Genomic DNA, 24,132 nt, shown 5'->3' with positions numbered 1-24,132 from the left:
TGATACGGCCAAGGCCCGTACCCCTGCGAACCTGCGGGGGTACGGGCCTTTGTGTGTTTCAGAAGCCACCAACGGGGCGGGCCTCAGCCGCTGGTGGCTGAGGCCCGCGAGTTTTCCGCCAGGTGGGGCGCCTTCAGCGGGGCCCACCCGCCTCTCCGGTGGCGCCGGAAGCTACAGCTCCCTGGGGAGAGCCACCCACCCGGTCCACCAGCAACTCGGTGACAGCGACCAGGTCAGCCGGCGGGAGCTGCACCACCAGGGCTTCCACCACTTCAGCGGGAGACCCAGCCGGGATCACCAACTCACGCCGTCCGCTTCCCGAAGCCCCATCGCCATTAACGGCGTTAACGGTCGCGGCATCAGAGGTAGCGGTGGCCCCTCCCGGGGCCGGAGTATTAACGCCGTTAACGGCCGGACGGCCAGCAGTGTCAGAACCGGCTCCGTCGCCCGGGGTATTAACGGCGTTAACGGCGTCGCCCGGCTTCTCCTTCAAAGCCCGGCGTCCCGAGCGCTGACGCGGGGGCTTGACGGCGTCCATAGCGTCTCGCGCGGCAGTGGCCTGCTGCTCCTTGGGGAGTCGCCCGATCCGGCGCGCAGGCTCTACCTTCAGCTCGCCCGTCTCCACCTTCTCCTGGAGATCAGGGGTGAGTTCGAGCAATGCCAGACGCTGGGATACCCAAGCCGGAGTCTTACCCAGCCGCTTGGCGACCTGGCCCTGTGACCCGTGGACCCGGACCAACTCCTGGATGGCCTTCGCCTGGTCCAGGGGGGGCACATCCACACGGTGGACGTTGGCGATCAGAGCGGACTCAAGAAGGTCCGCTGCGCTCGCAGCCAGCTCGTCGTTCACGTCGATCCGGAGCTCTGCCAGGCCAGCCAGGTGAGCGGCGGCCAGGCGCCGGTTGCCGTCAATGACGACGTACTCGGCAGCACCGATCTCCTCCTCCTGCCCAGGGTGAGCCGCCAGAAAGGCATCCCGCCGGGCCACCGTCACGGGCTGGATCTGCCCCTTGACCCGCAGCGACTGTGCCGTCTCCTCGATCTCGGTGAGCTCATCCCGCGGGTTGAACGGGTTGTGGGCCAGCAGCCTCAGCTCCACCTTCGCCGGAGGCCGCTTCCCCTCACCCTTCATGATCTGCGAGCGCGTGCGGACACGACGCGGTGCGGGCGACTCGCCGCTGCCCTCTTCGTCGATGCTGAAGCCTCGGGTGACCCTCCGCGCCGGCGTCATACGGCAAGCTCCTTCGCCAGCTCACGCATCACCTGCGCGTGCTCACTGTCGGGGGCGTACTCCAGCAGCGGGATCTCCCCGTCTGCCGCCTCCCGGCCTTCCTTCAGGTCGCCGATCACCGCCAGGACCGCCGGGGAACTGCTCTTCTCCCACTGGTCCTTGTTCTCCTTGACCAGCTTGCCGCGGCGGCTGTCGTAGGCGTTGACGATCAGCCCGAGGTAGTCGATCTGGATGCGGCCCTTGTGGCACAGGTCATCCATCTGGGACCGCAGAAGCCGGAAGGCCCGGTGCGAGGCCTTGTTCGCCCACACCGGCGTTATGACACCGGACCGGTCGGCGAGCTCGCCCTCACGGCGCCGCACGTAGTACAGGGCGACGTCCATGTTCAGGCCCAGGCTGGGGGGCCCGTCGATGATGATGACGTCGTAGTCTTCCTCCAGCGGCTCCAGGGCCCGCTCCAGCGCGGCTTCGCTGAAGCTGACCTTGGACAGGATGACGTCTCGCAGGAACGCGTCGTCGGATGCGGGCAGCAGGTGCAGTCGCTCGCCGAAGCGCTCGCCGTCCAGGGCCACCAGCAGATCGTGGATGTCGCCCTTCGCCGAGCCGTCCATGTGCATCATCAGCGTCTCGACGCCGTCCTCGTACATGAGGTCCTCGAAGCCGAGTTCGGCGGTGAGGTGCCCCTGCGGGTCGTAGTCCACCAGCAGTACACGGTGGCCGGCCTCCGCCAGGGCCTGGGCGATGCCCGAGGAGATGAAGGTCTTGCCCACCCCGCCCTTCTGGTTGGCCACTATCACCCGCACCACAGGCTGGGACACCAGCGGAGCTGTCGGCGAAGGGTGGTTGTCGAGCCACAGGGCCAGTGCCTGGGCGAGCCCCTGCACGTAGGTGACTCCGCGCTCCACACACGCGGCCCTGAACTTGTCCGGCTCACCGACTGGGAGGAACGTGCCCCACGTCTTGGCCCCGTCGGTCTTCACCTCAGGGAGGTCGTCGGCGTCGTACCAGGCTCGGATGGCGTGCTCGGTCGCGTCCTGGATGTCCATTCCGTGCTCAAAGGCGCGAATCTTCAAATGCCTACGCAGCTTGGGAGTGAGGGCTGTAACTAGCTTCTCTCGCTCCCCTCTCGGGCTGGGGATGCTCATGCGGCCGAACATTACTAGGTCAACAGCTCATGGGAGCCTCTTCGCCCTCGTACTTCACCCTCCGGGTTCAGGCAGGCTGCTTGCGTGGTGGTCGCGAAGCCCAGCGCGGTGGCGAGTCCAGCCTTTCGCGTGAGCCGGCTCGTGTCGCCGTTCTGGTCGGCGCTGCGGATGCGCTGCACATCCTGGTCATCGGGGCACTGGGTGCGGCGATGCGGGCGTGGTGGAAGTGGTTGAGCAGCCCTGGGAGCTGGTCAGCGCTGATGTTGTTCTTCATCCTCGCCGACCGGCCCGAGTGCTACCTCTACTCGCCCTTCTTGGGCTGCGTCATCACCGGCCTGCCCATCGCCCGCCACTACTCCGCCAGCCAGGCCCTACGCCGCCTCCACGAGACCGAGGCAGGGTCGGCCAGTACAAAGTGAGCACCGACCTGACCGGTCAGCACCACAGCCAGCCGGGAGCGCAACGGGCACTGTAAGTCACTGGAAACGGCTTTCGTTGGCCTTAGCTTCACCATGGGCGTAGTGCGAAGCTGCTGATGACTCATGGATATATGAAGACTAAACATACCCATGGTGTGCCTTACATCACAGTGACTTGAACGTGCGCAGGTCACAGCACCGTGCGTCACGCCAAGATGACTTTCAGCAAAGAACATGGGCCCCTCGCTTAACACTCAGGCACAGACGGATCGGTAAGAGGGCAGGAACGCAAGTTCCCGCCCCGCCCGCAACACCGCAGGCGGAGGCTCCGATACGTCCATGAAGGGAGGGCCCGTGGGGCACACATGGCCCTGGTACACGCTTGCACTGGTCAGCGCGTATTGGTTGACCTCGCTGAGCTTCGACGCCGTGGTACGGCGCGTTGCCCGCATCGCCTCGCAGGCCAACGCGGAGCACCGCTCCGCGGCCCGCACCAGCGCGGCGCCTGTCACCGATCCTCCGCAGCTTCTCATCGTGCTGCGGTGCCCTCATCCAGCACCTACCCGGACCGGCCCACCGCCTCCCAAAGCGTGGAGCGGCCCGCCGAGGGATGAGGAGGCCTGGTGAACGACTTCTCGGAGCTGGAGCCCGATCTCATGCACCCCGCAAAGCTGCCGCCCTGCTTCGAGGCGTTCTTCGCCCAGCATCAGCGAGTGTTCCTGGCCGTGGCAACCTCCCGGCTGAGGGACCGGCGCGATGCGGAAGAAGCCGTGATGGAAGCCGGGCTCCGTATGCACGCCAAGTGGGGACAAATGCTGTCGCATGCCAACCCGATGGCACTCGCTCTCAAGATCTTGAACGGGATTGTCTGCGACTTCTACCGACGCCAGGCCCGATACCACCGCCGCGAGCACATCGTTGCCACACCGCCGGACATCTCCTACCTGCAGGAGCTGCGCAGCCATGAACAGCTGGACCGCGCCATGGACAAGCTGGAAAAAATTGCACCCATACAAGCCAACTGCGTACGTCTGCGCTACCTGGTCGGTCTGTCCTACGACCAGATCGCCCAGTGGCTCGACACCACCCCGGGCGCTGCCAGAACCAACGTCCACCACGGCCTCCAGCGCCTCCGGGAACTTATGGAGCATCCCGTAGACGGGGGAAGGGATACCTAATGCTGGAAGAAGTCCTGCAGCAAGAAGCCGCCGAGCTACGCCGCCAGCTCGCTGATCATGACCCGGATGCGTTCATGCAGCGCCTGGCGGCCCGTATCGCCGAGTCCGTCAACCAGGAGCCGGAGAAACTGGACGCCGACCCTCCCGTACGAAGCACAGCGGCCAGGGCCGGACGAGCACCCACACCAGTACGCCCGCTCACCCGCCGCTGCCGCCGACGCCGCTCCATTCCTCCCAGGACGGACGACACCACCGCGACTCCAGCGACCGTGCTCGCAGAAGTACAGCGCCTATGCGACCTGGTGCTGCGCTCCAACGAAGTCGACCGCCTGGTCGACTTCGTCACCGACTACGACCAGGCAGGCGCCCGCACCTTCGCCTGCCTGCTCTACACCCTCAACCGATGCGAAAGCGCCCTGTACTGGTGGAGATTCGCAGCCGGCGCCGGAGACGAACTCGCCGCCCACCTGCTGGCCACGCACCACGCTGCCGTCGGCTACCACCCAGATGCACGCTTGTGGCGCACCATCACCCGCATGATGGGCTTCAACCCCGACCGCCACCTACCTCAACCAATCCGCAGAGCCACCGAGATCGCCGAAGACTTCGCCCACAACGCCACCCGCGGCTCCACACTCCACCGCTTCCTGCATACCGATCACCTCCCCAGAGAGCTCGTCGCGCGATAGCGGCCACGCCCCGGTGGGGGCTGCGCCACCGTCCCGGTGGCGCAGCCCCCACCGTCCCGGTGGCGCAGCATTTGCATGGGCCTCGGGAGCGAAAGACGGTGTTCGCCTGGCGGGCGCGACATCGCTGCGGGTGCCCGTCGTACGGGATGGGCCGTGAAGTTTCGGTGAACCCTCCCGCCTCACGGGATCGACCTTTTTCCCAGGTCAGAGCCGGTGTTCGCTGCCGGGATGCTCAGTGTTGCGAAGGTCCAGAGACGAAATGCGTGGTGCTACTACGTGCGCGGAGTCGCTTTCGGGGACGGCCGCCGTCCGGTCGGCCAGTCGTTGAAGGACGCACAGGAGATGGCCGGCCTCCCGCCTGGGAGGTGGTTGGGGCGCGGCCTGGCCGCGCTCGGGTTGACCGAGGGCGCGGAGGTGTCCGAGCGGCAGATGGAGCTCGTCTTCGGGCAGGGCCGGCACCCGGACGCCGACCGGATCGAGCGGCACCTCCTGGACGACGGCGTCGACCCGGCCACCGCGCGACGAGCGACTGTGCTCGGGCAGCCGATCGAAGAGATCGAGGCCCGCAAACAGACCCCGCTGCTCGCCCTCGACTTCACCTTCCGGCCGCAGGCGTCCCTGATCGTGCTGTGGGTCCTGGGAAACGACAGGACCCGCCGGGTCATCGAGCGGGCGCACGAGCGGGCCATCGCCACCGCGCTGCGCTGGCTCGAGGACGAGGTCGCAGAGACCCGGTGGTCCTCCGGCCGCGGCCGCGCGAAGACGCCGGCCTTGGTGGTCGCGGCGTTCCGGCACTTCGACAACCGCGACGGCTTCCCGCTCCTCCACGACCACTGCCTGGTCCTCAACCGTGTGCAGCGCCTGGACGCCGACGGCGAGCCGAAGTGGGGCGCGCTGGACACCCGCCGCCTCTACCGGCACGTGGTGGCCGCCGGGACGCTCTACACCCTCGCGATGACGACCGAGGTGTGTGAGGAGCTGGGACTGGCGACGGTGCCGAGGGAGGTGACGCCGGGTCTGCGCCCGGTGATGGAGATAGCCGGTGTCGACTCCGAGCTCATCGACTGGTCCTCCACCCGCCGCCAGCGGATCGAGGACGTCTTGGAGGGCCTCACCTACAAGTACGCGCAGAAGCACGGGCGGCTGCCCGGCGAGCAGGCCCGCCACGGCCTCGGGTGGTGGGCGGCGCAGGACACCCGCCCCGAGAAGAAGACCCCGCGCCCGTTGAAGCAGCTGCTCGCATGGTGGCGGGCGTCCGCGCTGCTGAAGTTCGGCAAGCAGGTGGTCGACGGGCTCCTTCAACGCTGCCGCGAGGTGGGAGCGGCGATCCGGGCCCGGGTGGATCCGCACATCGACGCCGTGCTCGCCGCCGTCGACGTTGCCGCGGTCGTCTCCACCGTGCGCGGCAAGTTCGCCCGCCGCCACGTCCTGGCCGAAGCCCGCCGGCACCTGCTGGAGACGCTGCGCGGCCAGGAGTTCACGCGCGGCCTGGACGACTACATCACCAACCGCGCCCTGGCCGACCACTCCCGCCAGTCCACCGCTCCGCAGCCCGGCCGCCGGGCCCCGGCCGCCGACCAGATCTTCTACACCGCCGACTTCGCCGAGCCCGATCCCTGGTGGATCGCCGGCACCGACGGCAAGCCGCCGCGGGCCGCCACCCGCTACGAGCGGGCCCGGGTCGCCAGTCTCGCCGTACGGAACACGATCCGCGCCGCCCTCACCCCGGCGCAGCGGGCCGCCGCCGTCCAGTCCCATCAGCAGGCCGCGATGCCCGATGAGTACCTGGGGGGCCGGACGACTGACCCGGCGACGTGGCTGCGCACACAGGAGAACCTGGAGCGGCTCGCCGCCTTCACCCGCACGGCCAATGCCCGCCGCCGCGCCATGGAGGGCCGGGAGGTTCCGGCCGCCGACCCGGCCAGTCCGGTCGACCAGCGTCGCCAGGAGCACGAGCAGCAGCACCGGCAGCCCGGCCAAGGCCAGGGACAGGGTCTCCAGCCGTGACGGGCCGCGTGGGCCCGCCCGGCGGGACGGGCGGCGAAGTCACCGCGCCAGACGCCGGGACGCGACCGGTTGCCCACCCCCGAGATCACCCGGGAGCGGGGAGGGTGCGGGGGACCGCTCCCCTCGAGCACGGAGGCTCCATGGTTGCCCCGATCCTGCCGCACCTGTCGCCGGAGCAGCGTGAGCGCCTGGAGCAGCTCGCCGACGCGGCCCGGCTGCGCGCGGCGCTGTTCCCGTCGCCGAAGCCGATGCCCGCCCGGCGCCGCTCCCGTCAGTACCCCGGCGGCCGGCCGAACCTGTGGCGCACCGCGCGGGGCCGCCGCCGGGGATGAGTGGACACGGTGGACTCCACCGCGCGCCCGGTGCCTGGATGGGAGTGGAGACCACGGTGGTGCGGATCGGGTGGTCCACTCGGTGCGTCCCACTCGGTGGGGGGAGTGCAGTACCTCCCGGCATCCGGTGCGCTCGGTGCGGTCCATCGGGCGCACCGGTGCGCCGGACGACGATACGGCGCACTCCCACCCCCACCGCACCACCGAACGGCGCGCGTGGGAGTGGCCGCCACTCCCGTCCGCTCCACTCGGTGAGCGTACAGAGAGTGACCAGGCATCGGATGCGGTGCGCTCGATGCACCCCCCTTGACCATGTGTGCCGCCGGATCCCACCCAGCCCATCGGATGGAAAGCAACCCTTGTCCACCCATGGGTTTCCGCGTGATCTTCGACGTCTCCCCTTGACAGCGTCCGCTACCTCTTCGGCGGCGACCCGCACCGGGTCTCCGATGCACGGTGGCGGAGGGGAGATCTCTCCCTCCCGCCGCACCACGCACCGTCACCGTCCGTAGGGGCGTTGCGTGGTGCGGACGATGCCGTGCATCACCGCATCGTGGTGCGTTCCACCGGGTGGAAGTGCACGACATCGTCCGCACCGAGTGGAGAGTGGAGGCCACCGCGCAGCGCACCAGGTACGGGTGGAGTCCACTCGGTGCGCTCCACCGGGTGGGAGAGTGCGTTACATCGTGGGCAACTCAACGCACCATGCGCGCGCCGGTCCGCGGTCCGCACCCGCGCGCGCCGCCGCCCCGGACATCCGGTGCGTGTGGCGCGTTACACGTGCGGGCGGCGCAGGTTCTCCTTGGCCGACAGCAGCCCGAGCACGGCGTGCTCCTGGTGGTGGGCGTGCCAGCGCTCTGCCTGGGTCCGGTCGGTGAACAGGGCCAGTCCCCGCGCCGTCTCGCTGGTCAGGTCGACGGCATCGAAGCCGCCGGCGGCCTGGACGAACTCCATCGCGATGTCGTGGAAGCGCGGGCCGCGGAAGTAGGAGACGTGCGTGTCGTCGGGGGCCAGGGGCTGGCCGCTCTCGTCGGACACGAGCGTGTGGGACGCCTTGCGGGACTCGTAGTAGGTGTTGACCTGCGGCTGGATCTCGGTGCGCATCGCGGCCAGCACGCGCTGCCGGTGGGTGGGTGCGTCCAGGCACTTCTGGTACGAGAAGGCGACCTTGCTGCCATCGACCAGGACCGCTTCCGGGCCCTTGTGGTGACCGCGCGGAGTGGGGATGATCCGGAAACGGTCCACCCCCGGGCCGACCTTCTCCGCCGCGTCGGGGTGCATGGCCAGCAGGTCCCGCAGCAGCAGGTCGTCGTCCTCCTGGTCGACGTCCTGCCCGAGGCCGTAGCGGCCCAGGATCGCCTGCACCGCTTCCTGCCGGGCCTTCTTCGTCGCGTAGCGGCGCGGGCCGATCCAGACCTCGGGCACGTTGAACTCCTCTGCCAAGCGGGTGACGGGAGCGCTCACGCTAGAGCACGTCCCCCGGTCCGGACGGAGCTTCGCTCTTGCTGTCAGCCCGCCGGGGGACATGGAGCAGATCGTGATGCCGCTCACGGACAAAGCCGGACTGCAAGGGTCGGTCAAGGAGGAACCGGACACCTGATATCGATGGCCGTTAGACCGCGGTCAAGGGGTGGCTTCACACGGTGGCTCCGGCCCGTGCGCAGATCCGCGCGCGGCTGGACAACCACCGGCCCGGTCCGCAGGCCGGAGAAACCGAGGACACCGTGCCCGCCGAACTCACGCCCGACCCCACCCACGAGCACCGCGCCGCCCGCGCCCGCGACCGCCGGCCCTCCACCGACGTGGACCAGGCCCCGCAGGCCCCCTCCACGGGCCCCTCCATCGCCCCCTCCACGGCCACTTCGCCCGCCGGACGCGTATCCGCAGGTCAGCCCCGGAAATCAAGGTCCATCGACGCGTTCGACAACCCTCCTAGGTCGACACAGGTCTGGAAGCCGACCGGAGTGCGACGGCAGGAAGTGCTGAAGGCTCTGGGCATCTTCCAGCGGGCTACCGCCGATCAGCTCTGGCGGATGCTGCGCCCCGCCGACCGGCACGACCGGATCACCAGGGACACCCTGAACGCGCTGAAGGGCTCAGGCCTGGTCCGGGTGGAGACGCGACTGGAGTCGGGGCACCAGTTGTGGGTGCTGACCGAGAAGGGCCACAAGGAAGCCAAGCTGCTGCTGCCGAAGACGGTGCGGATCTCCGCGCTGCGCAAGCCGGAGTACGACGACGAAGGCCGGCCGGTCCAAGCCGACGGCTACGACGAACACGCCGCCGCCGTCACCTCGACCGCCGCCGTGCTCACCGGGGCCGGGTACGGCACCCCGCTGTCCTGGCAGACCGAGATCGCCCACCGCCTCCCGTACGGCTACACCCAGTACGCCGACCTGACGATGCGCGCGCCGGACGCCGGGGTGCCCGCGATGCTCCTGGAGGTCGACCGCGTCACCGAGCCCGTCGACGACCTGGTGGCCAAGCTGCGCCGCTACACCGACTGGTTCGAGCTCCTGGCACCGAAGGCCGATGCGAACAAGGAGAAGGCGGCCCGGCGGCAGGGTGCGGCGGTGCACGACTTCCGGCTGTGGTCGCGGATCTACCCGGCGACGGGCCGCGAGGGGTACGTGCCGGTGGCGTTCGTGTTCACCGGCCGGACGGCCGCGCAGCGCGCCAGCCGGATCGAGCGTCTGGAGCAGGCCGCCCGCGCCTACTTCGCCGGCACCCCGCACCGGGGCGAGAGCTACACGGCGGTCGACTACCACCAGGCGGTGCCCGTGGTCGTCACCGAGCTGGAGCGGATCACCGCCGACCCGGCTGGGGCCGCGGGGAAGGTGTGGCGCAGGCTGGGGCGCGATGAGTGGCAGACGCTGTCCGAGGCTCTGGACAACCCCGACGGCGACCGGCTGTACGCGGTGCAGCTTCGGGAGGCCCGTCGGCGTCAGGCGGAGCGCGAGGCCGCGCACCGGGAGGCGCAGCGCCCGGTGTGCACGCGGTGCGGCAACAAGTTCACCGACGACCGCTGGCAGGAGACCACGCGGTCCTCGTGGTCCGGCGAGCGGAACCGGCTGTGCGGGCCGTGCGCGAAGGAGGCCGCCGACCGCGCGGAGGCTGAGCGCGTCGCGCGCCGCCAGGCGGAGGAAGCCGAACGCGCGGCGGCCGAAGCGCCGGCGGTGAAGCCGCGCAGCCGGTTCGGCATCGGGCGCCGCCGGTAGCTGGCGGTCTCGGAGGCCGGGGTGGTTGTCGGTGGCGGCTGCGAGGCTGGCCGGATGAACGCCGATGACGAGCAGCTGCTGCGCGTCCGGGTGTACGGCTGTGACCACGACGACCCCCACCCCGGCCCGCTGCCGCACCAGACGTACGCAGCGCTGGTCGGCGGTCCGCTGGACGGGCTGCTGCTCGACATCACGGGCTGGCGGCCGGAAGAGATAGACGACGGCGTCGCCCTGATGACCGAGTTGGGGCGGTGGCCCGGCGGCCGGGCGCTGTACGACCCGCGTCCCAGCGAGCCCCGCACACCCGGCCCCGGCATCAGCTGCCGCTTCCACTACTCCGGCGACACACCCTGACGCCCGCCGGCGCCGCTCGGTTTGTCCTCGGTCAGCTGGGCGGCGGTGTTCTCGATCCACAGCAGCGTCCACTCGACTCCGGCCCGCCACCCAGGCTCCGCGCCGTCGTAGCGGCCTTCAGCATCGGCACGGATGTTGGCTGCGAGGGCGCGCAGGTCCTTCTGCAGTCCCTGTCGCCTGGCCTTATCCATGGTCTGGAGCATTTCGTCAGTGATGCCACCGGGGCGGAGTGCGCTCATCCCCCCACCTTGGACGACGTCCCCTGCCGATGGCCATATCTCCGGGGCGCTGACCTGTGACGTGCGGTGACGATAGCGTCCTGCCCCATGACCACCACCGACACGATCGCGGTCCTGGCGCTGGCCGTCGCGGTCGTCGCTGCCGTTGCCGCCATCGGCTCTTGGAGGGCCGCGCGCAACTCCGACAGAGCCGCGCAGACCCTGTCCCGGATCGAGCAGCAGCGCCTGCACGCCGATCTCACCCCGCACTTCCGCTGCACGATCGTGGCCAACGCGGCCCGCTCCACCGCGATGCTGTGGGTCCACCTCGAAGGCCCGCCCGGCCTGCTGTCCCACGGCGCTATCGAGATCACCGCGTCCCTGCGCAACGACAACCCGCACCGGGGCGATGGACCCCGCCTCGCAGGCACCCCAACTCCCGAAGAGGTCCGTACCCATATCTGGGGACCGTGGAAGTTCAGCGCGGACGGCCGCGACGACACCGGCCGAACGGTCGCCCCGCAGCAGCTGACGGTCGGCGAGTGGACGCGATACGGCCTGACTCCCACCTCCCCGCCGCCGTGGTCGGCGACCAACACGGACGACTGGCACCGCGACTACGCGAACGAGCCGGTACGCCTGAGCATCACCGCCAAGTCGAAGGGCAGCGAGTGGACCGTGCCGCTGGAAGTCCCCGTCACCATCGAAGGCACTTCCTGACCACGGCAGTCCCTAATTCCTCCTTGGCTGGGCGGCCTGGTGCGTTAACCCCGATGTCGTGCATCGAACCGGGACACGCGGGAGAGGGTCGCTCCAGCCCATGTCCTCGTCGCGCATCAGCTCCCGAAGCGCGGCGTAGTGCCGCTGCCAGTCTGGCTTCAATGCCGAACTCGCGCCCTGGAATACCGGCTCGTCCTATTTGGCCAATCTCGTGGGATAGTCCACCGCCTCAGAACGAGGCTCAGTTGTCGGTGCCATGGAGCACAATGGTGAAGGTTCAGTTTTCTCGAGCATGCAGGAGCACGATGGACAGGCGCCTCATCCAGACTGCGGTCTTTGGGAGCCCGGATTCCGACGAGCCGGCGTTGTGCCCGGAGGATCCGGAGGAGCTGGTCGTGTTCCGGCGTGAGCACGTGAACGACACCATATGGTGCGGCACCAAACTGGAGGGCGGCTGTGGCCGGCAGTTGACGACCCGGCTGTGCACCGACAAGGTGTGCCACTTCGCCCACTACGCGAGCGAAGGAGTCGCGCACCAGTGCAGTGTCCGAGCCCGGGACAGGGACAGCGCCAACCATCTCTTCGTTAGACGCGACTTCTCCCTGTGGGCACGCACGCAGGGCATTTCAGTTGCCTTCGAATACCCCGAGCCGCTCGGATCCGCCGTACTGATCCGTATGGAAGACGGACGCGTCATCCTGATTCACCTGGACAAGACCAGACCCGTCGTATGGGACAGCGACACCACGTGGGAGGTGGTGCTTGGGCCGGGAGTGCGGATCGACCCCGATGTGCTCGCCCGGCGGGGATACGTCCACCGGATCCGCTTCGTCGACCAGCCTGGCGTCCGCCGCTCCGTTCGAGCCGGGACCGAGACACCAGGTGAGGGCACCCGGTGGTTCGGCCTGAACCAACTCGTGCTCACAGCAGACCGACTGGCCGCCGCCGAACAGCCCGAAACGCCCTCCACTCCCCCTTCGGCCACCGTGGAAAAAAGGACGTCGGAACAGGCGCAGCGGACGATCGTGTCCGTCGCCCCTTCCGTCAAGGCGCCAGTGTCGAGGCCAGATGATTCAGGCTGGCAGGCGGTGCAGCGGCTCGACAAAGCTCGACGGGAGAACCAGCCGAGACAAGTGGAAGCGGCGCTGCGCGCTCTCCAGAGACTCCTCGACAGCGACGGCGGGCATGACCTCGATGACGTGCGCGCTGCCGTGCTTCGCGGACAGCAGTGGCAGGCGCAGCGAGCGCGACTTCGGAAGACGGTGGTCGCCCGCCTGCAGGAGGATTTTGAAGCGGGACGGTCAACGACGGCACTGCTGCCCCAGGCCATGGACCTGGTGGGAGACGCGGATGCGCCAGCGGACGAAAGAGCTGCTGTACTCAGCATCCGGGATCAGGTTCGGCGTGCCGAAGAAGAGAAGCGGGAGGCCCGAGCTCGCGAAGAGGCCGAGAGGCACGAAGCCTGGGCGCGGGCGCGTGCTGAGCGCATGGCCGCAGCCGAGCAGGCTGTCATGGAGCGGCGGGAGCGTGACGCTCAGCAGCTCCGCTCTGAACGGCTGCGTCACCTTGCCCCGGCCGTTCGCGGTGCCCTCAAAAAGGCCGCCAGCGAGGGACGCGTCACCACGTGGCCGGACGTGGAGAAGCGGATCGGACAGCACCAACTGGCCCGCCTCGATCACCAGGACAAGATAGAGCTGCTTCTCCTGGTGGAGAGCAACACGAAGGCAGAAGACCCGCTCTGGTCGACCCTCTTTGCCGCCCAAGGCGACGAAGCTGCGCTGCAGCTGCACCGTGAGGTCGCACACAGGCTCGGGCGATCCTTGCCTGTCAGCGACACCGAACTCCTCAGCCAGTTGGCCGCGGAGCGTTCTCAGCTTCATCGGCGGCAATGACCGGCCGGTGTCTGGTGCGCTGCGGAGGTCTCCAGACGCTGCATAGGGAGCGGATGACGTGCATACGGTGGTGGAGCAGCGCCGCCCTGTGCGCGAGGGGCTGACGACGAGATTCGACGTCAGCCCCTCGCGCACTTCGGTTACTGGGGCCAGGCCGCCACGCCCTTCTCGAAGGCGCTCAGCGGCGTCGTGGACGGCTTCGCGAGCACGGCTTCGGGTTCCGGGGCGAGCGGGGTGATGCCGAGTTGCTGTCTCTGAGAACTTCCGCTGGCCCCACCTTCGAACGGAGAGCCGAGGCGCCACCCTCGCTCCTACGGCCTCGTTGCTGCTGGCCAAGCTTGTGCAGCAACCCCGCGTCGACCTGGCACCCGAACGCCTGTCGGAGCCAACTCTCGTTCTTCGGGTGGGGCCAGTTGAACCTCTTACAGACAGTTTGCTCCAGGCGCTCGCGCTGCCCGTCCGTCAGGGCCTACCAGACCTCGGGCTTGCGCTGCAGGGCCAGCCATTTGCCGATGTCCATGCCGTGGACCGTGAAGCCGGGCAGGACCTCCGCCTGGCCTTCTTCGTCGGCCGCCAGCTCGCGCAGCGCGGCGTAGTGCCGCTGCCACTCCCCCGGCCCAGACCTTTGGCCCGAGAAGAGATGACGTGACTCGTACAAGTACTGGTGTCTGGCCAGCGGCCGGGCCGGACAGCTGGGAGAAGAGTCAGACGACGCGAACTGGCACCCGACGTTCTGCCAGCAGGTGCGCCAGCACGTCGGTCTCTTCTTCGGGCAGGGCGATGGCGGCCAGGCGGCGGGCGCGGGTGACGGCGACGTACCAAACGCGCAGCACCTCGTCGGTGGCCGGATCCGAGGTGGCCCACCGCTGGACACTTCCGGGATCGGGCAGCAACAGCAGGACCCCGTCGGCCTCGTCACCCTTGAGCTGGTGGACGATGTTGGTGCGGATGCCGGTGGCTGGCTGAGGGCGGGGCAGGGTGGGTTTTCCTGCCGGACGGCCCTTGCCGCCCTGCGGAGCGGCCCCGGGCAGAGGGGGCCAGTCCTTCATGGCCTGCCATACCTGCGGACCCCATTCCTTGTGGGGGGCAGGCAAGCTGTGCAGGAATGCGAAGGCCGTGCGGTGGACCTGGCTAGCCGACAGGCGGTGGGCAGCCATGATGCGGTCGGGACCGCCGGTTTCGCCCGGATACCAGTAGCCGAACAGGACACGCACGGCGATCGCGCAGGCCCGGGCGAGGTCGTCGCCGGAGGCGCCCGGGGCGTGGATGACGGTGCGGGCCCAGGCCAGGCTGGTGATGGCGTTGGTGTTGGGCTTTTCCCGGGTGATGCCCGGCAGGGTGGCGTACTTGTAGGCGGTCACCAGGCAGTCTTTGACCTCGATGGCGTACTCCTCAGCGAGCGCACGGAAGGCGTCGACGATGCCGTCACCGGTCGGGGCGTGCAGGTGGCGGCTGCCGGAGGTGGCGAACCGGGTGGGCAGCAGCAGGACGGGGATGTCGTCGTTGCGCATGACGGATGTGTCCGGCGGGCGCTGTCCCGTGCGCAGGGTGGCCGCCAGGCGGCAGATGACGGGGGAACTGCGCCAGTTGCCCGTCAGGCGATGAGGGGTGGGGGACAGGCGGGCCGCGAAGGCCCCCAGTGCCTGCGGTTCGGCGCCGCGCCAGGCGTAGATGGCCTGGTCCGGGTCGCCGACGAGGACCAGCGGCAGGTCGGCATCGTGCAGCAGCTGGAGGATCGCCAGATCGGCGGCGGAGCAGTCCTGGGCCTCATCGACGACGACTTCCGCGAACCGGGAGCGCAGAGGGGGCAGTAGCCCGGCGGCGGCCTCGGCGTTGCGCAGATTCCACAGGGCTAGCACCCGCGCCTCGTGCCCGGTGAAGTAGCCCTGCTCGCACCACGACCTGCGGGTGGCGAAGATTTTCTCCTGCCATGCCCAGCGGCTGTAGGCGCTGGCCTCGATGAGCTGCCGGGTGTCGTAGTCGAGTTTGTCCCAGACCACCGCCTCACGCGCCGGATTCTGCGAGGGGTCCAGGGCCATGGGGAAGCGGTGCAAGGAGATCTCTCGGCCCACGCCCTCCACCGGGGCCTTGATACTCGCCCACGACTCCAGCAACCGGGGCACGGGCTTGGCCGCGCGCAGAGGCTTGACCAGGAACTCCCACAAAAACGAGTCGAGCGTGCCGATGAAGTGCGGTGCTTGGACCAGGTCGGCGCGGCCCGCCTGGCGGCAGCGGCGGGCCATCTGATCCCGCGCCACCCGCGTGAACGAGATCAGGGCCCGGCCTTGGCGCAACAGCCGCCTGGGCGACTGCAGATGGCGGTTGGTGATCACATGCGTCTTGCCCGCGCCCGGGCAGGCAGGCACGTAGGCGGGGGCGGTCACGGCCGTCGCGGTCTTCTGCTGCGTCTCGGCATCGGCCCGCACCGCCCTTGTCTGCCTCGGCTCGCTCATGGCGCGCTCACCCCGGCGCTGTCGGCGGCGGTGATGAAGCGGATGGCGTCCGCAAGGTAGGCGGGCACGGTGAATTCCACTGCCGGTTCGGTCAGCACGTCGGCGAGTTCCTGGGCAAACCGACCCTTGGAGATCTCGGCGCCTTTCAGGACTTTCCCGTCCGCGCCGGTGACGGCCCGGCTGGCTTTCGGGATAAACAACTCCCCGAACGCCAGGGCAGGATCCGCTGCTTGGACGACCTGCTCCCAGCGTTCCTGCGAGCGCGGCGCACAGCGCAGGAACGCCGCCTTCAAGGCGGCGATGTTGTCGGCCGACCACAGCGCAGGTTCCAGCGTCCGGGGCGCCGCGGCCAGGTGCAGCTCACCAGGAGAACCCCAGCGCAGGGGAAGCGCCCGCAGCGACTGCAGCCGACGTGGTTCCGGCTGACCGGGTGCCACATCAGTGTCGGTGATCAGCGCCACCCGCCGTCCCAGGCTCATGCCGTCCACGGGCGCCAGCAGCACCCGCAGATAGACCTCGAATCCGACGCCATCCACGATCACCCGGGTGATCCCGAAGAACCGTTCCAACGCCTCGGGCGCTTCCCGGGCCGCCGGGGCGCTGGCGCCCGCACCGGCGGTAAGGACACGCTCGGCCAGGGCAGGCAGCAGAAGGAGCTCGGAAATACCCTCCACCAGGATCGCTCGTGAGGCGAACAGCAGGGCACTTTTGGTGGCATCCAGGTAGCGGTCCAGATGCCGCACCCGGTCCGGACTCAGACGCAGCCGAGGAACCGGCAAAGACCGTGCCTGCCACCCGTCGGACAATCCGGCCGGGCGCCGGGCCATGACCACCAGATTCTCCACGCTGGCCGCGGCCGAAAGGATCGGGGAGTGAGTCGTGACCACCACCTGCAGATGCCCGGCCGGCTGGGACGGATCACTGGCAGGCCGGCAGCGCGAGGCCCGCGCCCGCTGCTGCAGGTAGCGCAGCAGCAGCGTCTGCAGTTGCGGATGCAGGTGCGCCTCGGGCTCCTCGACCAGCAGCACGGTCAAGTCGGCCTCCGCCGCCGCGTCCAGTTCTGCCATCACCGTGGCGATGAACAGGGCGTTGGCATAACCCAGCCCCGAGGCTGACAGCGGAAACGGCTGGCCGGCGGCATCACCCAACAGCACCCGCAGCGACCGGGCGATCGACGCGAAGGTGGGCTCGGCCAGAGCCAGTCCACTCATCTGGGGATGCGCACCGACAGTCAGGTCCCGCAGCGGTTCGTTGATCTTCTCGCTGACCTTAGCCACGTCCGGGTCCGCGGCCACCTTCTTCAGCTTGGCGCCGATCCGTTCCACGAAGGCATCGACCTGCTCGTCGTCCCCCAGCAACCCGCGAAGGATCATCCGCACCCGGTCCCCGCCCGCCGAGGCCAGCTCCCGCTCCGCGTCGCGCAGCGCGGGCAGGTAGACATGCCGCACGCCCCCACGCGCAGGAGGTTCGCCCGTGACGGGGAGGCCCGCGCCCTGCGCCCAGACGGCGCTCCCCCGGCGACCGCCCGGCTGCGGCGGTGTCCAGGACACCTGCCACCGCGCGGTACGGCTGTCGGGAGTTCCCTCGGGCAGCAGTGCCTCCAGATACGCGCCACTGTGCTGCGGGCCGATGTCGGCCACGTTCAGCTGCAGGACGGGGCCGCCCAGCGCGGCCGCGGCCTGCAGGACGTCGGCTTCCTCGAAATACCGCATCCGGCGCCCGTCCAGGGGGTCCGTGAGCAGCCGGAGCGCGTCGATCACGCTCGACTTGCCCGCGTTGTTCTCCCCGACCAGCACCGTCACTTCCGGCCGCAGCGGGATCTGCACCCGCTCGCACGACCGGAATCGCTCCACCAGCACTTCGGCCACGTACACCGCTCGCCCTCACCCCTGACCCGTCACCTAGAGCAACAGTGATCAGATGATGGTAGGCGTTGTATGTGGCCTGTTCGCCGTTTTCAGCAGTTTTCGAGGCAATGACTGCGAGAGGCTACGCCGCTGCCCACTCCAGCCCGAGGTCCGCCAGCGCCTGGAACCTGTCCGCGCTCAGCTTGGTGCGCCTGCTCTTGCTGTTCTCAGAAAACACCCCAAGCCGGACCTCCGTGCCGTCCTCCAGCCGCTCTATGTGGGCTCTGGGGCCATTGTGTAACGGGGCGCTGCTACGGGTGGTGGGGGTGGGGCGGTCACTGTTGAGGGTTGAGTCGCTCGGGTGGGAGGTGTTCGCGTCCTGTGACGTCGGGGCTGTCGTTGATGCGAACGGTGAGGTTGTGCAGGTCTGCGAGTGGTGCCAGGTCGATGGGGCCTCTGCATTTCCTCAGCGTCAGGTGGGTGAGGCGGGGGAGGTCTCTGAGGGGGGCGAGACTGGAACGTATCGTGCAGTTCTGGAGCATCAGGGTGGTCAGTTCGCTGTGGCGCTGCAGGGTGGTGAGGTCGAAGGCTGACTGTTTTTCGATGTTGAGATCCTCAAGGCGGACGGTACGAGGCAGGCGGCTCAGCTGTGCGCCCTGGGCGTCGCCGAAGATGACGAGCCAGCTGAGCGAGGGCCAGCGGTCCAGCCCGTCAAGAGTGATGTCCTGGCTGTTCTTGGTGAACACCAGGGCGGTGAGGCCGGGGCCGGCAGGGATGTCTCCGGCGCGGGTGACGTCGGGGGGAAAACCCAGGGTCAGGTGATCCAGAGCGGGCATGTCGGCGAGGGGAGCGAGCGACATGCCGCGCGCGAGGTCGTGGAGATACAGCTTCTGCAGACGCAGACCCCGCAGGGGCTCGAGACCCTGCACCTCCGGGCAGTCGAAGATGACGAACGCCGCGAGATCGGGTAGCTGAGCTAGAGGCGACAGGTCGCGCAGCGAACGATCTCCGATGAGACACAGGTATTCCAGCCCGGCGCGCTCCAGCACTTCGGGGGGAAAGCCTTGGAGCCCGTTCAAGGCGATACGCTTGATGCGCGGCAGGCGTGGCAACTCGGCAAGCTGGGCGGCCGTGCTCACCTCGACGTAGATATCGGGTGAGACGGCGGACAGCACCTGGTCTGCGTACTCTCTGGCATCGAAGAACGCCCAAGCCCGGGCAAGCTCACCGGCCACCGCCGGCCGGGTATCTGCACGGAACTGTGCCATCACCGCGAGGGCGGAGTCCCCTCCGACCAGAGCCGCCGTCTTCACCACCGCGCTTGCGGTGACGCCGTCCAGCCCCTCGGGGCCGGGAAGCAGCTCCAGCACCAGGTCACCTACCTTGGCGAGCTGCTCGGCCTCCGTCACGGACCGCGGCGGAACCAACTCAGCCGCCCGGTCCTGCACTTCCCGCCGCACTGCAGGATCCAGCTCCGGCGCGTGCTCCAGGCTCGCCGCAGCGAGCAGCACCAGCCGCTGCCGGTAACGCTGCGTCTTCTCCGCGCGCCGCAGCAACTGGCGCAGCAGCCGCCCCCGCTCCTCCATACGCGCGTGTCCCACCGCCATGCACACCACGTCGTCCCACTGGTCGTCGTGGGCGTTGCGCACCAGCACTCCGAAATCGCGGGCCTCGACCGCCGCTTTCGCCCCCAGATAGTCCTGAAAAGTGCGGTGCACGAAGTCCACATAACCCGGCACCGGCTCGCGCAGCAGGCCGCTGCGGATCAGCAGGTGAGAGAAGACCTGGCCCGCATCGCCCTGGTCCCGCACCTGCGGCATGGCGGCCAGCCACTCGTCCAGCATCGCGACGACCTCGTCCCGGGCCGCCTCTACCTGGCCGTTGCGGAGCAGCCAGTACGCCAGCCGCTGCAGTAACGCCATCTGCTCTTCCCGGGAGAGTGACACACCCTCCACCGAGATGATCTCCCGTTCGGTGTCCCGGCGGATCAACAGCATGTCCAAGGCCGCGTCGTACAACTCCTTGCGTGCTCGCGGCAACTGCATCCGACGGTCGCGGTTCAGCGCACACAGCAGTGCGCACATCAACGGATTGGTCGCCAGCCGGCCCAGGTCGCGCCGCACCGCGACCGCCTGGTTCAGACTCGTCTCGTACCGCTCCAGCAGGACCCGCTCGGCATCCGAGCCACATTCCCGGCGGACCGCATCGTGCCAGTGCCGAATGAACGCCCGGACGTCGTCCCGCTCCATCGGCAGTAGCGTGTGCACGGTGAAATCCTGCGCTGCCAGCCAGTCCTCCGGCACAGCGGACGGACGCGTAGTCACCATGTACCGCGCCCGCGGAAACGCGGTGATCAGCGCCTTCAGCCAATGCTCCGTGCGTCCACGCAGCCGCGTCGGCACCTCATCGACACCATCCACGAGAACCAGCGCCCGTCCATTGCTCAGGAGCTCCTCAACCCACCCCTGAGGCGCACGCAACGGCACGCCTGACGCGGTCAGGAAATCCTCCGGCACGGGCAGCCCCTCACGAGTGGTGAAGGACCTCAGCCGCAGCACGAACGGTACGCAGCGGTTCCAGTCGGTCAGCTCCGGGCCGAAGCTCTGTCGGGCCGCATTCAGCGCCAGCCACTGCACCAGCGTCGACTTACCCGACCCAGCCGATCCCCGCAGCACCAGCCGATCACAGCCGGCGAGTGCCTGCTCCACCTTCACCGGGGTCCGCGTTCCTCCCGGGACATCGATGCCTTCACGATGCGGTTCATAGGCGCGTTCGTCGCTCACGGCGAGGCTGATGTACGCGGTGTCCAGTGGCCATTCGGCTCGGCGCTGACCGCCCAGGGTGACCCCGAACAGCTCCAAGCGGGAATGCGTCCCGGCTACGAAGTCTGCGTACCGCTGCTCGAAGCTGGGCGTGGCACCTCCTGCTGGTTCCGGAAGGGTCCGTTCCCGTAACAGCGCCCCGGTTCGCCGTGTCTGCTCCACCGCTGCCCGCGCCGCGAACGTCGGCTGGGCGGTGAGCTGTTCCACGAGATGGGCGCAGCACAGCCGAAGCAGCTCCCCGTACAGGTCGCGGGCGCGTTCGACCAGGTCCGCCATGGGGCGCCGCAGCTCGTCGGCCAGGCGCTCCGGATCGAGGTCCACGGTGAACAACCGTTCCGCGTCGATCGGGCCCGCGGCGGCGAACGTGTCCTGGACTGCCGCCACTGCCGCCAGTCTCTCGTGTTCCGGCAACGAGGCGTACGCGGACGCGATGCGCTCCCCGAGAACCCGCGCCAGCTTCTCCGGTCCCGCCGGCTTCGGCAGCGGCCGTACTGGAACCGCTACCAGACCTGCACGTGGCTTCGGCATCAGCACCGACTTCACGACTGTCTGGGCCACCGTTGACGCCAGCCGGACCACCACTGCTTCGAGCCCGTGCATCCCCGACCTCCCCACTCCCGTGGACGGCATAGTAGGCGGACCACCAACCTCGATTGGCGGCGATTGCCAAGATAGGAGCGGCCCATCGGTGCCTCTTCCGATGGGCCGCTCGCGCCCGGCGGCGAGTCAGGCCGCTGCCCACTCCAGCCCGAGATTCGCCAGCGCCTGAAGCTTGTCCGCGGTGAGCTTGGCGCGCCTGCTCTTGGTGTTGCTGAGGAACACTCCGAGTTTGACCTCTGTGCCGTCCTCCAGCCGCTCCATGTGGGCCCTGGGGACGGTTACGGAGCCGGTGCGTGCCTTGTACTGCGCCAGGGCGGCAATGCCCCGCTCGAAGGCGCTCACGGCTGCCTTGGGGGCCTTGGCGGGCGTCTCCTGTTCCGGGGGTAGCGGCGTGATGCCGAGCTGCTCCAGGCGCTCGCGCTGTCCCTCCGCCAGGGCCGCCCACACCTCGGGCTTCCGCTGCCGGGCCAGCCACTTGCCGATGTCCATGCCGTGGATCGTGAACCCGGGCAGGACCTCCGCCGGGCCCTCTTCATCGCGCACGAGCTCGCGCAGCGCGGCGTAGTGCCGCTGCCACTCCGCCGGCCACGACGGGTTCCAGTCCTCGTCCACGGCCAGGAGCGCGGCCTCCCACTCCGGGTGGTCGGCCAGAGCACCAGGGCGACGCAGGTTGGACAGCCACTGCCCCACAGGCTTGTCCAGCGCCGCCGCCGACCGGGGCGCGCACAGCGTCCAGTGCTGCTCGTAGTACACCCGGGCCGCCGCCAGGTTCTCTTGGAACCGCGCATTGGCCGCAGACCAGACCATGCCCAGCTTCTCCAGCCGCGCCGCGCGCCGGCCGTTCATCTGCCCGGCCCCGAAGGCCCGCCGCTGCTCCGCGACCCAAGTCCCCAGCGGGAACGCGCCCTCCTTGTGCTCATACGGCACCCGGGCGTGGCCCTCACGCTCGGTGAACTCCTTGAGCTTCGCCCAGCCGCGTGCCCAGTCCTGCCGCTCCGTGTCGATCACGTTGAAGCTCACCCAGTTCGCGACCATCGACGGATCACGCGGAGCCGCGAAACGGAGCAGCAGACGGGTTTCTTCCTCGTTATCACCGGGCGCAGCACCGATGTACTCGGACGGCTGCGCAACGTCCTTCTGAGGCTCCTGCGGGATTGCCAGCAATTCCACGGCCTCTTCATCGTGAGCCCGCAGACCCTCAAGGACTTTTACCAAAGGCCGGTAAGAACCCGAGGTGAACATATCCTCCGGCTTTTCATCAGGCTGGAGGAATACCGGCACGATCAAAGAGGCGAGCTTTCCCTGTCCGGGCTTCTGGCGCAGCGCGCGGCCGATCGCCTGCACGATGTCGTGCGGCGCGCCCTTGGGGTCCAGCAGGGCCACCGAGTCCACGGCCCGGATGTCCACGCCCTCGCCCAGGACGCGGCAGTTCGAGAGCACAGCACGCCGGGCGGTGGAGCCGAACTTGCCCAGCACCTCCCGCCGGCGCTCCGGGACGTGCTCGCCGCACAGCCAGTCCGCCCAGATCTCGGCCGGGTACTTCTCCGGCTGGTCGGCGTGCAGCCGCTTGGCCACCCGCTGAAGGCCCTCCGCGTACGCCGCGGCTTCTATCGTCCGGTGGTGGAAGGTGATGCACGTCTGGAGGTTGTGCTGCGCCATCGTGTGCAGCAGCGCGGCCTGGAGGGCGCCCAGGCGTTGCCCGCGGACCTCCTCGGTGTGCCGCTCCTCGCCCATCAGCCGCTCGGGCGTGACGACCGGGTCCTGGAGCTCCAGGACGATGATCTGGTACCGCGCCAGCAGCTTGCGCGACACGGCCGACGCGAGCGAGAGCTTGTAGAGGACCGGTCCGAAAACCTTCTCGTCGTCCATGGAGGCCGCCATCTCGCGCGGCAGCGGGTCACGGACCCCTTCGGCGACCTCGCGGTTCAGCCGCTCCTCCCAGATCCGCGGCGTCGCCGTCAGGTACAGCCGGCGGTGCGCCGGGATCTTCGTCTGGTCGTGGATGTCGGCCCACGCCTTACCCATCGAGCCCGACGTCCGGTGCGCCTCATCGACCACCGCCAGGTCCACCGGGGCGAGCTTCTGCCCGTAGGCGCCCTCGAACGCCTCCACCAGCACGCCCAGCGAGGCGTAGGTGGCGTAGATGGTCACCGGCCCCGTGGAGTGCCACAGCGCCAGCTGCACGGGGTTCGTGGTGGAGCGGACGCCCAGGTGGAACAGCTCAGGGTCGTCCAGCGGCGAGCACACCATGACCGCCGGCCCCTTGTGCCCGGCCGCGCTCCACGCCTTCACGGTCTGCGCCAGGAGATCCAGGGTCGGCACCACAACGAGAGTGCGCCCCTTGGGCACAATCCGCTTTGCGGAGGCCGCCGCGATGATGGTCTTTCCCGTTCCGCACGCGGCGTGCACCTGTCCGCGCAGGCCATTCCAGGGAATTCCGCCCGGCGGGATATCGAGGCCGCGCACGATGGCGGCTACGGCCTCAATCTGGTGTTCACGCAGTTTCACGGCCATTACCGTGTTCTCCTTTTCGCGGAATGCGGCGCGTAATAGGAATGAGAGTCCGGCGCGGTGAGTGGCGGGCCGGGGTGGTGGTTTCTGATCCCAGACCCTACACAGTCAGCACCCGTGATGCATCATCCATGCCGCAGCTTTCCCCTGTAGGCTGATACTTGGCTGAATCCCGCCCGTTCGCGCGGTTCATAGAGTATGCTAGCGGGGTATTAGTCGACGTGAGCGGCCAGTTTCGAGGGTAGGGGAGGGGTTCGGGTGGAGCGCAGCGGAGCCCGTCACTGCGGTGGGCCGGCACTCCGTCAGGCCGACGGTCCGTCACTCTCGTTGCGGGGGTGGTGGCTGAGATTCTCAAGCCCTACACAGGTCCGCACGCGATGCACCGCCTTTTGCTGCCAGCCTCGGCACCCGCGCTTGCGCGGGTGCTTTCAATTCGCGCTTGCGCGAATTGACCCGCTTTTAGAATTCCGCTTGCGGAATTTAATTCCCGCGCTTGCGC

General features: G+C 68.9%; 19 protein-coding genes. 9 read left to right on the top strand and 10 right to left on the bottom strand.

Annotation, left to right across the window (positions count from 1 at the left end; all coding sequences use genetic code 11):
- Nucleotides 1–133: 133 nt before the first annotated feature.
- Together V1L54_RS28380 and V1L54_RS28375 are read right to left on the bottom strand one after the other, a co-directional pair.
- The gene (locus V1L54_RS28380; protein WP_330121031.1) at nt 134–1,231 is read right to left on the bottom strand and encodes a ParB/RepB/Spo0J family partition protein; all 1,098 of its coding nucleotides are present in this window, start codon (nt 1,229–1,231) and stop codon (nt 134–136) included.
- On the bottom strand, nt 1,228–2,277 hold the full coding sequence (locus tag V1L54_RS28375; RefSeq protein ID WP_443076821.1) for a ParA family protein: 1,050 nt from the start codon (nt 2,275–2,277) through the stop codon (nt 1,228–1,230). The genes V1L54_RS28380 and V1L54_RS28375 overlap by 4 nt, the downstream gene beginning before the upstream one ends.
- Nucleotides 2,278–2,636: 359 nt before the next feature.
- Here V1L54_RS28375 and V1L54_RS28370 point away from each other — a divergent pair, with 359 nt between their 5' ends.
- The 5 genes from V1L54_RS28370 to V1L54_RS28350 all read left to right on the top strand — a co-directional run bounded on the left by V1L54_RS28370 (nt 2,637) and on the right by V1L54_RS28350 (nt 7,001).
- Nucleotides 2,637–2,795: a hypothetical protein gene (locus V1L54_RS28370; protein ID WP_330121029.1), complete on the top strand. Its 159-nt coding sequence runs from the start codon at nt 2,637–2,639 to the stop codon at nt 2,793–2,795.
- A 623-nt stretch (nt 2,796–3,418) separates the two neighbouring features.
- Complete coding sequence (locus V1L54_RS28365) at nt 3,419–3,973, top strand: RNA polymerase sigma factor (RefSeq protein WP_330121028.1); 555 nt, start codon at nt 3,419–3,421, stop codon at nt 3,971–3,973.
- Entirely contained in the window at nt 3,973–4,662 is a 690-nt protein-coding gene (locus V1L54_RS28360) for a hypothetical protein (RefSeq protein WP_330121027.1), read from the top strand. Before V1L54_RS28365 ends, V1L54_RS28360 begins: the two co-directional genes overlap by 1 nt.
- A gap of 228 nt (nt 4,663–4,890) precedes the next feature.
- A complete protein-coding gene (gene mobF / locus V1L54_RS28355; RefSeq protein WP_330121026.1) occupies nt 4,891–6,669 on the top strand; it encodes a MobF family relaxase in 1,779 nt (592 codons plus the stop codon).
- A gap of 140 nt (nt 6,670–6,809) precedes the next feature.
- Nucleotides 6,810–7,001 (top strand): hypothetical protein, encoded by a 192-nt coding sequence (locus tag V1L54_RS28350; RefSeq protein WP_330121025.1) that lies wholly within the window; start codon nt 6,810–6,812, stop codon nt 6,999–7,001.
- A gap of 774 nt (nt 7,002–7,775) precedes the next feature.
- Here V1L54_RS28350 and V1L54_RS28345 read toward each other — a convergent pair.
- A complete protein-coding gene (locus V1L54_RS28345; RefSeq protein ID WP_330121024.1) occupies nt 7,776–8,444 on the bottom strand; it encodes a DUF3223 domain-containing protein in 669 nt (222 codons plus the stop codon).
- Between the two features lie 200 nt (nt 8,445–8,644).
- Between V1L54_RS28345 and V1L54_RS28340 the strand changes: the two genes are divergently transcribed.
- Both V1L54_RS28340 and V1L54_RS28335 read left to right on the top strand, forming a co-directional pair.
- Nucleotides 8,645–10,216, top strand: coding sequence for a replication-relaxation family protein (locus tag V1L54_RS28340; protein ID WP_330121023.1), 1,572 nt, complete (start codon nt 8,645–8,647; stop codon nt 10,214–10,216).
- Between the two features lie 54 nt (nt 10,217–10,270).
- Nucleotides 10,271–10,570: a hypothetical protein gene (locus tag V1L54_RS28335; protein ID WP_330121022.1), complete on the top strand. Its 300-nt coding sequence runs from the start codon at nt 10,271–10,273 to the stop codon at nt 10,568–10,570.
- Here V1L54_RS28335 and V1L54_RS28330 read toward each other — a convergent pair.
- Nucleotides 10,549–10,761 carry a hypothetical protein gene (locus tag V1L54_RS28330; protein ID WP_330121021.1) on the bottom strand — a complete coding sequence of 71 codons (213 nt, stop codon included), beginning with the start codon at nt 10,759–10,761 and terminating at the stop codon, nt 10,549–10,551. The two genes, V1L54_RS28335 and V1L54_RS28330, sit on opposite strands and share 22 nt — an antisense overlap.
- A gap of 135 nt (nt 10,762–10,896) precedes the next feature.
- Between V1L54_RS28330 and V1L54_RS28325 the strand changes: the two genes are divergently transcribed.
- Nucleotides 10,897–11,508, top strand: coding sequence for a hypothetical protein (locus V1L54_RS28325; RefSeq protein ID WP_330121020.1), 612 nt, complete (start codon nt 10,897–10,899; stop codon nt 11,506–11,508).
- Between the two features lie 305 nt (nt 11,509–11,813).
- On the top strand, nt 11,814–13,400 hold the full coding sequence (locus V1L54_RS28320; RefSeq protein ID WP_330121019.1) for a hypothetical protein: 1,587 nt from the start codon (nt 11,814–11,816) through the stop codon (nt 13,398–13,400).
- 469 nt (nt 13,401–13,869) lie between these two features.
- Here the strand turns inward: V1L54_RS28320 and V1L54_RS28315 are convergent, their stop codons facing one another.
- The 6 genes from V1L54_RS28315 to V1L54_RS28290 form a co-directional block, all read right to left on the bottom strand.
- Entirely contained in the window at nt 13,870–14,058 is a 189-nt protein-coding gene (locus tag V1L54_RS28315) for a helicase associated domain-containing protein (protein ID WP_330121018.1), read from the bottom strand.
- 46 nt (nt 14,059–14,104) lie between these two features.
- Nucleotides 14,105–15,853, bottom strand: coding sequence for a UvrD-helicase domain-containing protein (locus V1L54_RS28310; RefSeq protein ID WP_330121017.1), 1,749 nt, complete (start codon nt 15,851–15,853; stop codon nt 14,105–14,107).
- Complete coding sequence (locus tag V1L54_RS28305) at nt 15,850–17,721, bottom strand: AAA family ATPase (protein WP_330121016.1); 1,872 nt, start codon at nt 17,719–17,721, stop codon at nt 15,850–15,852. The genes V1L54_RS28310 and V1L54_RS28305 overlap by 4 nt, the downstream gene beginning before the upstream one ends.
- Before the next feature lie 121 nt (nt 17,722–17,842).
- Nucleotides 17,843–17,938, bottom strand: a complete 96-nt coding sequence (locus tag V1L54_RS28300) for a helicase (protein WP_330121015.1) — start codon at nt 17,936–17,938, stop codon at nt 17,843–17,845.
- Nucleotides 17,939–18,035: 97 nt separating this feature from the next.
- Nucleotides 18,036–21,122, bottom strand: coding sequence for an NACHT domain-containing protein (locus V1L54_RS28295; protein WP_330121014.1), 3,087 nt, complete (start codon nt 21,120–21,122; stop codon nt 18,036–18,038).
- 126 nt (nt 21,123–21,248) lie between these two features.
- Nucleotides 21,249–23,636 carry a DEAD/DEAH box helicase gene (locus tag V1L54_RS28290; protein ID WP_330121013.1) on the bottom strand — a complete coding sequence of 796 codons (2,388 nt, stop codon included), beginning with the start codon at nt 23,634–23,636 and terminating at the stop codon, nt 21,249–21,251.
- Nucleotides 23,637–24,132 lie beyond the last annotated feature (496 nt).

Origin of the sequence: Streptomyces rubellus, from assembly GCF_036323805.1 — a bacterium.
GTDB lineage: Bacteria > Actinomycetota > Actinomycetes > Streptomycetales > Streptomycetaceae > Streptomyces.
This window is presented reverse-complemented; position numbering and strand designations above follow the sequence as displayed.

Excerpts from the sequence above, each read along its gene's own strand:
- V1L54_RS28380 (WP_330121031.1), bottom strand. The coding sequence starts at position 1,231 with ATGACGCCGGCGCGGAGGGTCACCCGAGGCTTCAGCATCGACGAAGAG.
- V1L54_RS28375 (WP_443076821.1), bottom strand. The coding sequence starts at position 2,277 with ATGGACATCCAGGACGCGACCGAGCACGCCATCCGAGCCTGGTACGAC.
- V1L54_RS28370 (WP_330121029.1), top strand. The coding sequence starts at position 2,637 with ATGTTGTTCTTCATCCTCGCCGACCGGCCCGAGTGCTACCTCTACTCG.
- V1L54_RS28360 (WP_330121027.1), top strand. The coding sequence starts at position 3,973 with ATGCTGGAAGAAGTCCTGCAGCAAGAAGCCGCCGAGCTACGCCGCCAG.
- mobF (WP_330121026.1), top strand. The coding sequence starts at position 4,891 with ATGCTCAGTGTTGCGAAGGTCCAGAGACGAAATGCGTGGTGCTACTAC.
- V1L54_RS28350 (WP_330121025.1), top strand. The coding sequence starts at position 6,810 with ATGGTTGCCCCGATCCTGCCGCACCTGTCGCCGGAGCAGCGTGAGCGC.
- V1L54_RS28335 (WP_330121022.1), top strand. The coding sequence starts at position 10,271 with ATGAACGCCGATGACGAGCAGCTGCTGCGCGTCCGGGTGTACGGCTGT.
- V1L54_RS28330 (WP_330121021.1), bottom strand. The coding sequence starts at position 10,761 with ATGGATAAGGCCAGGCGACAGGGACTGCAGAAGGACCTGCGCGCCCTC.
- V1L54_RS28325 (WP_330121020.1), top strand. The coding sequence starts at position 10,897 with ATGACCACCACCGACACGATCGCGGTCCTGGCGCTGGCCGTCGCGGTC.
- V1L54_RS28320 (WP_330121019.1), top strand. The coding sequence starts at position 11,814 with ATGGACAGGCGCCTCATCCAGACTGCGGTCTTTGGGAGCCCGGATTCC.
- V1L54_RS28310 (WP_330121017.1), bottom strand. The coding sequence starts at position 15,853 with ATGAGCGAGCCGAGGCAGACAAGGGCGGTGCGGGCCGATGCCGAGACG.
- V1L54_RS28295 (WP_330121014.1), bottom strand. The coding sequence starts at position 21,122 with ATGCACGGGCTCGAAGCAGTGGTGGTCCGGCTGGCGTCAACGGTGGCC.
- V1L54_RS28290 (WP_330121013.1), bottom strand. The coding sequence starts at position 23,636 with ATGGCCGTGAAACTGCGTGAACACCAGATTGAGGCCGTAGCCGCCATC.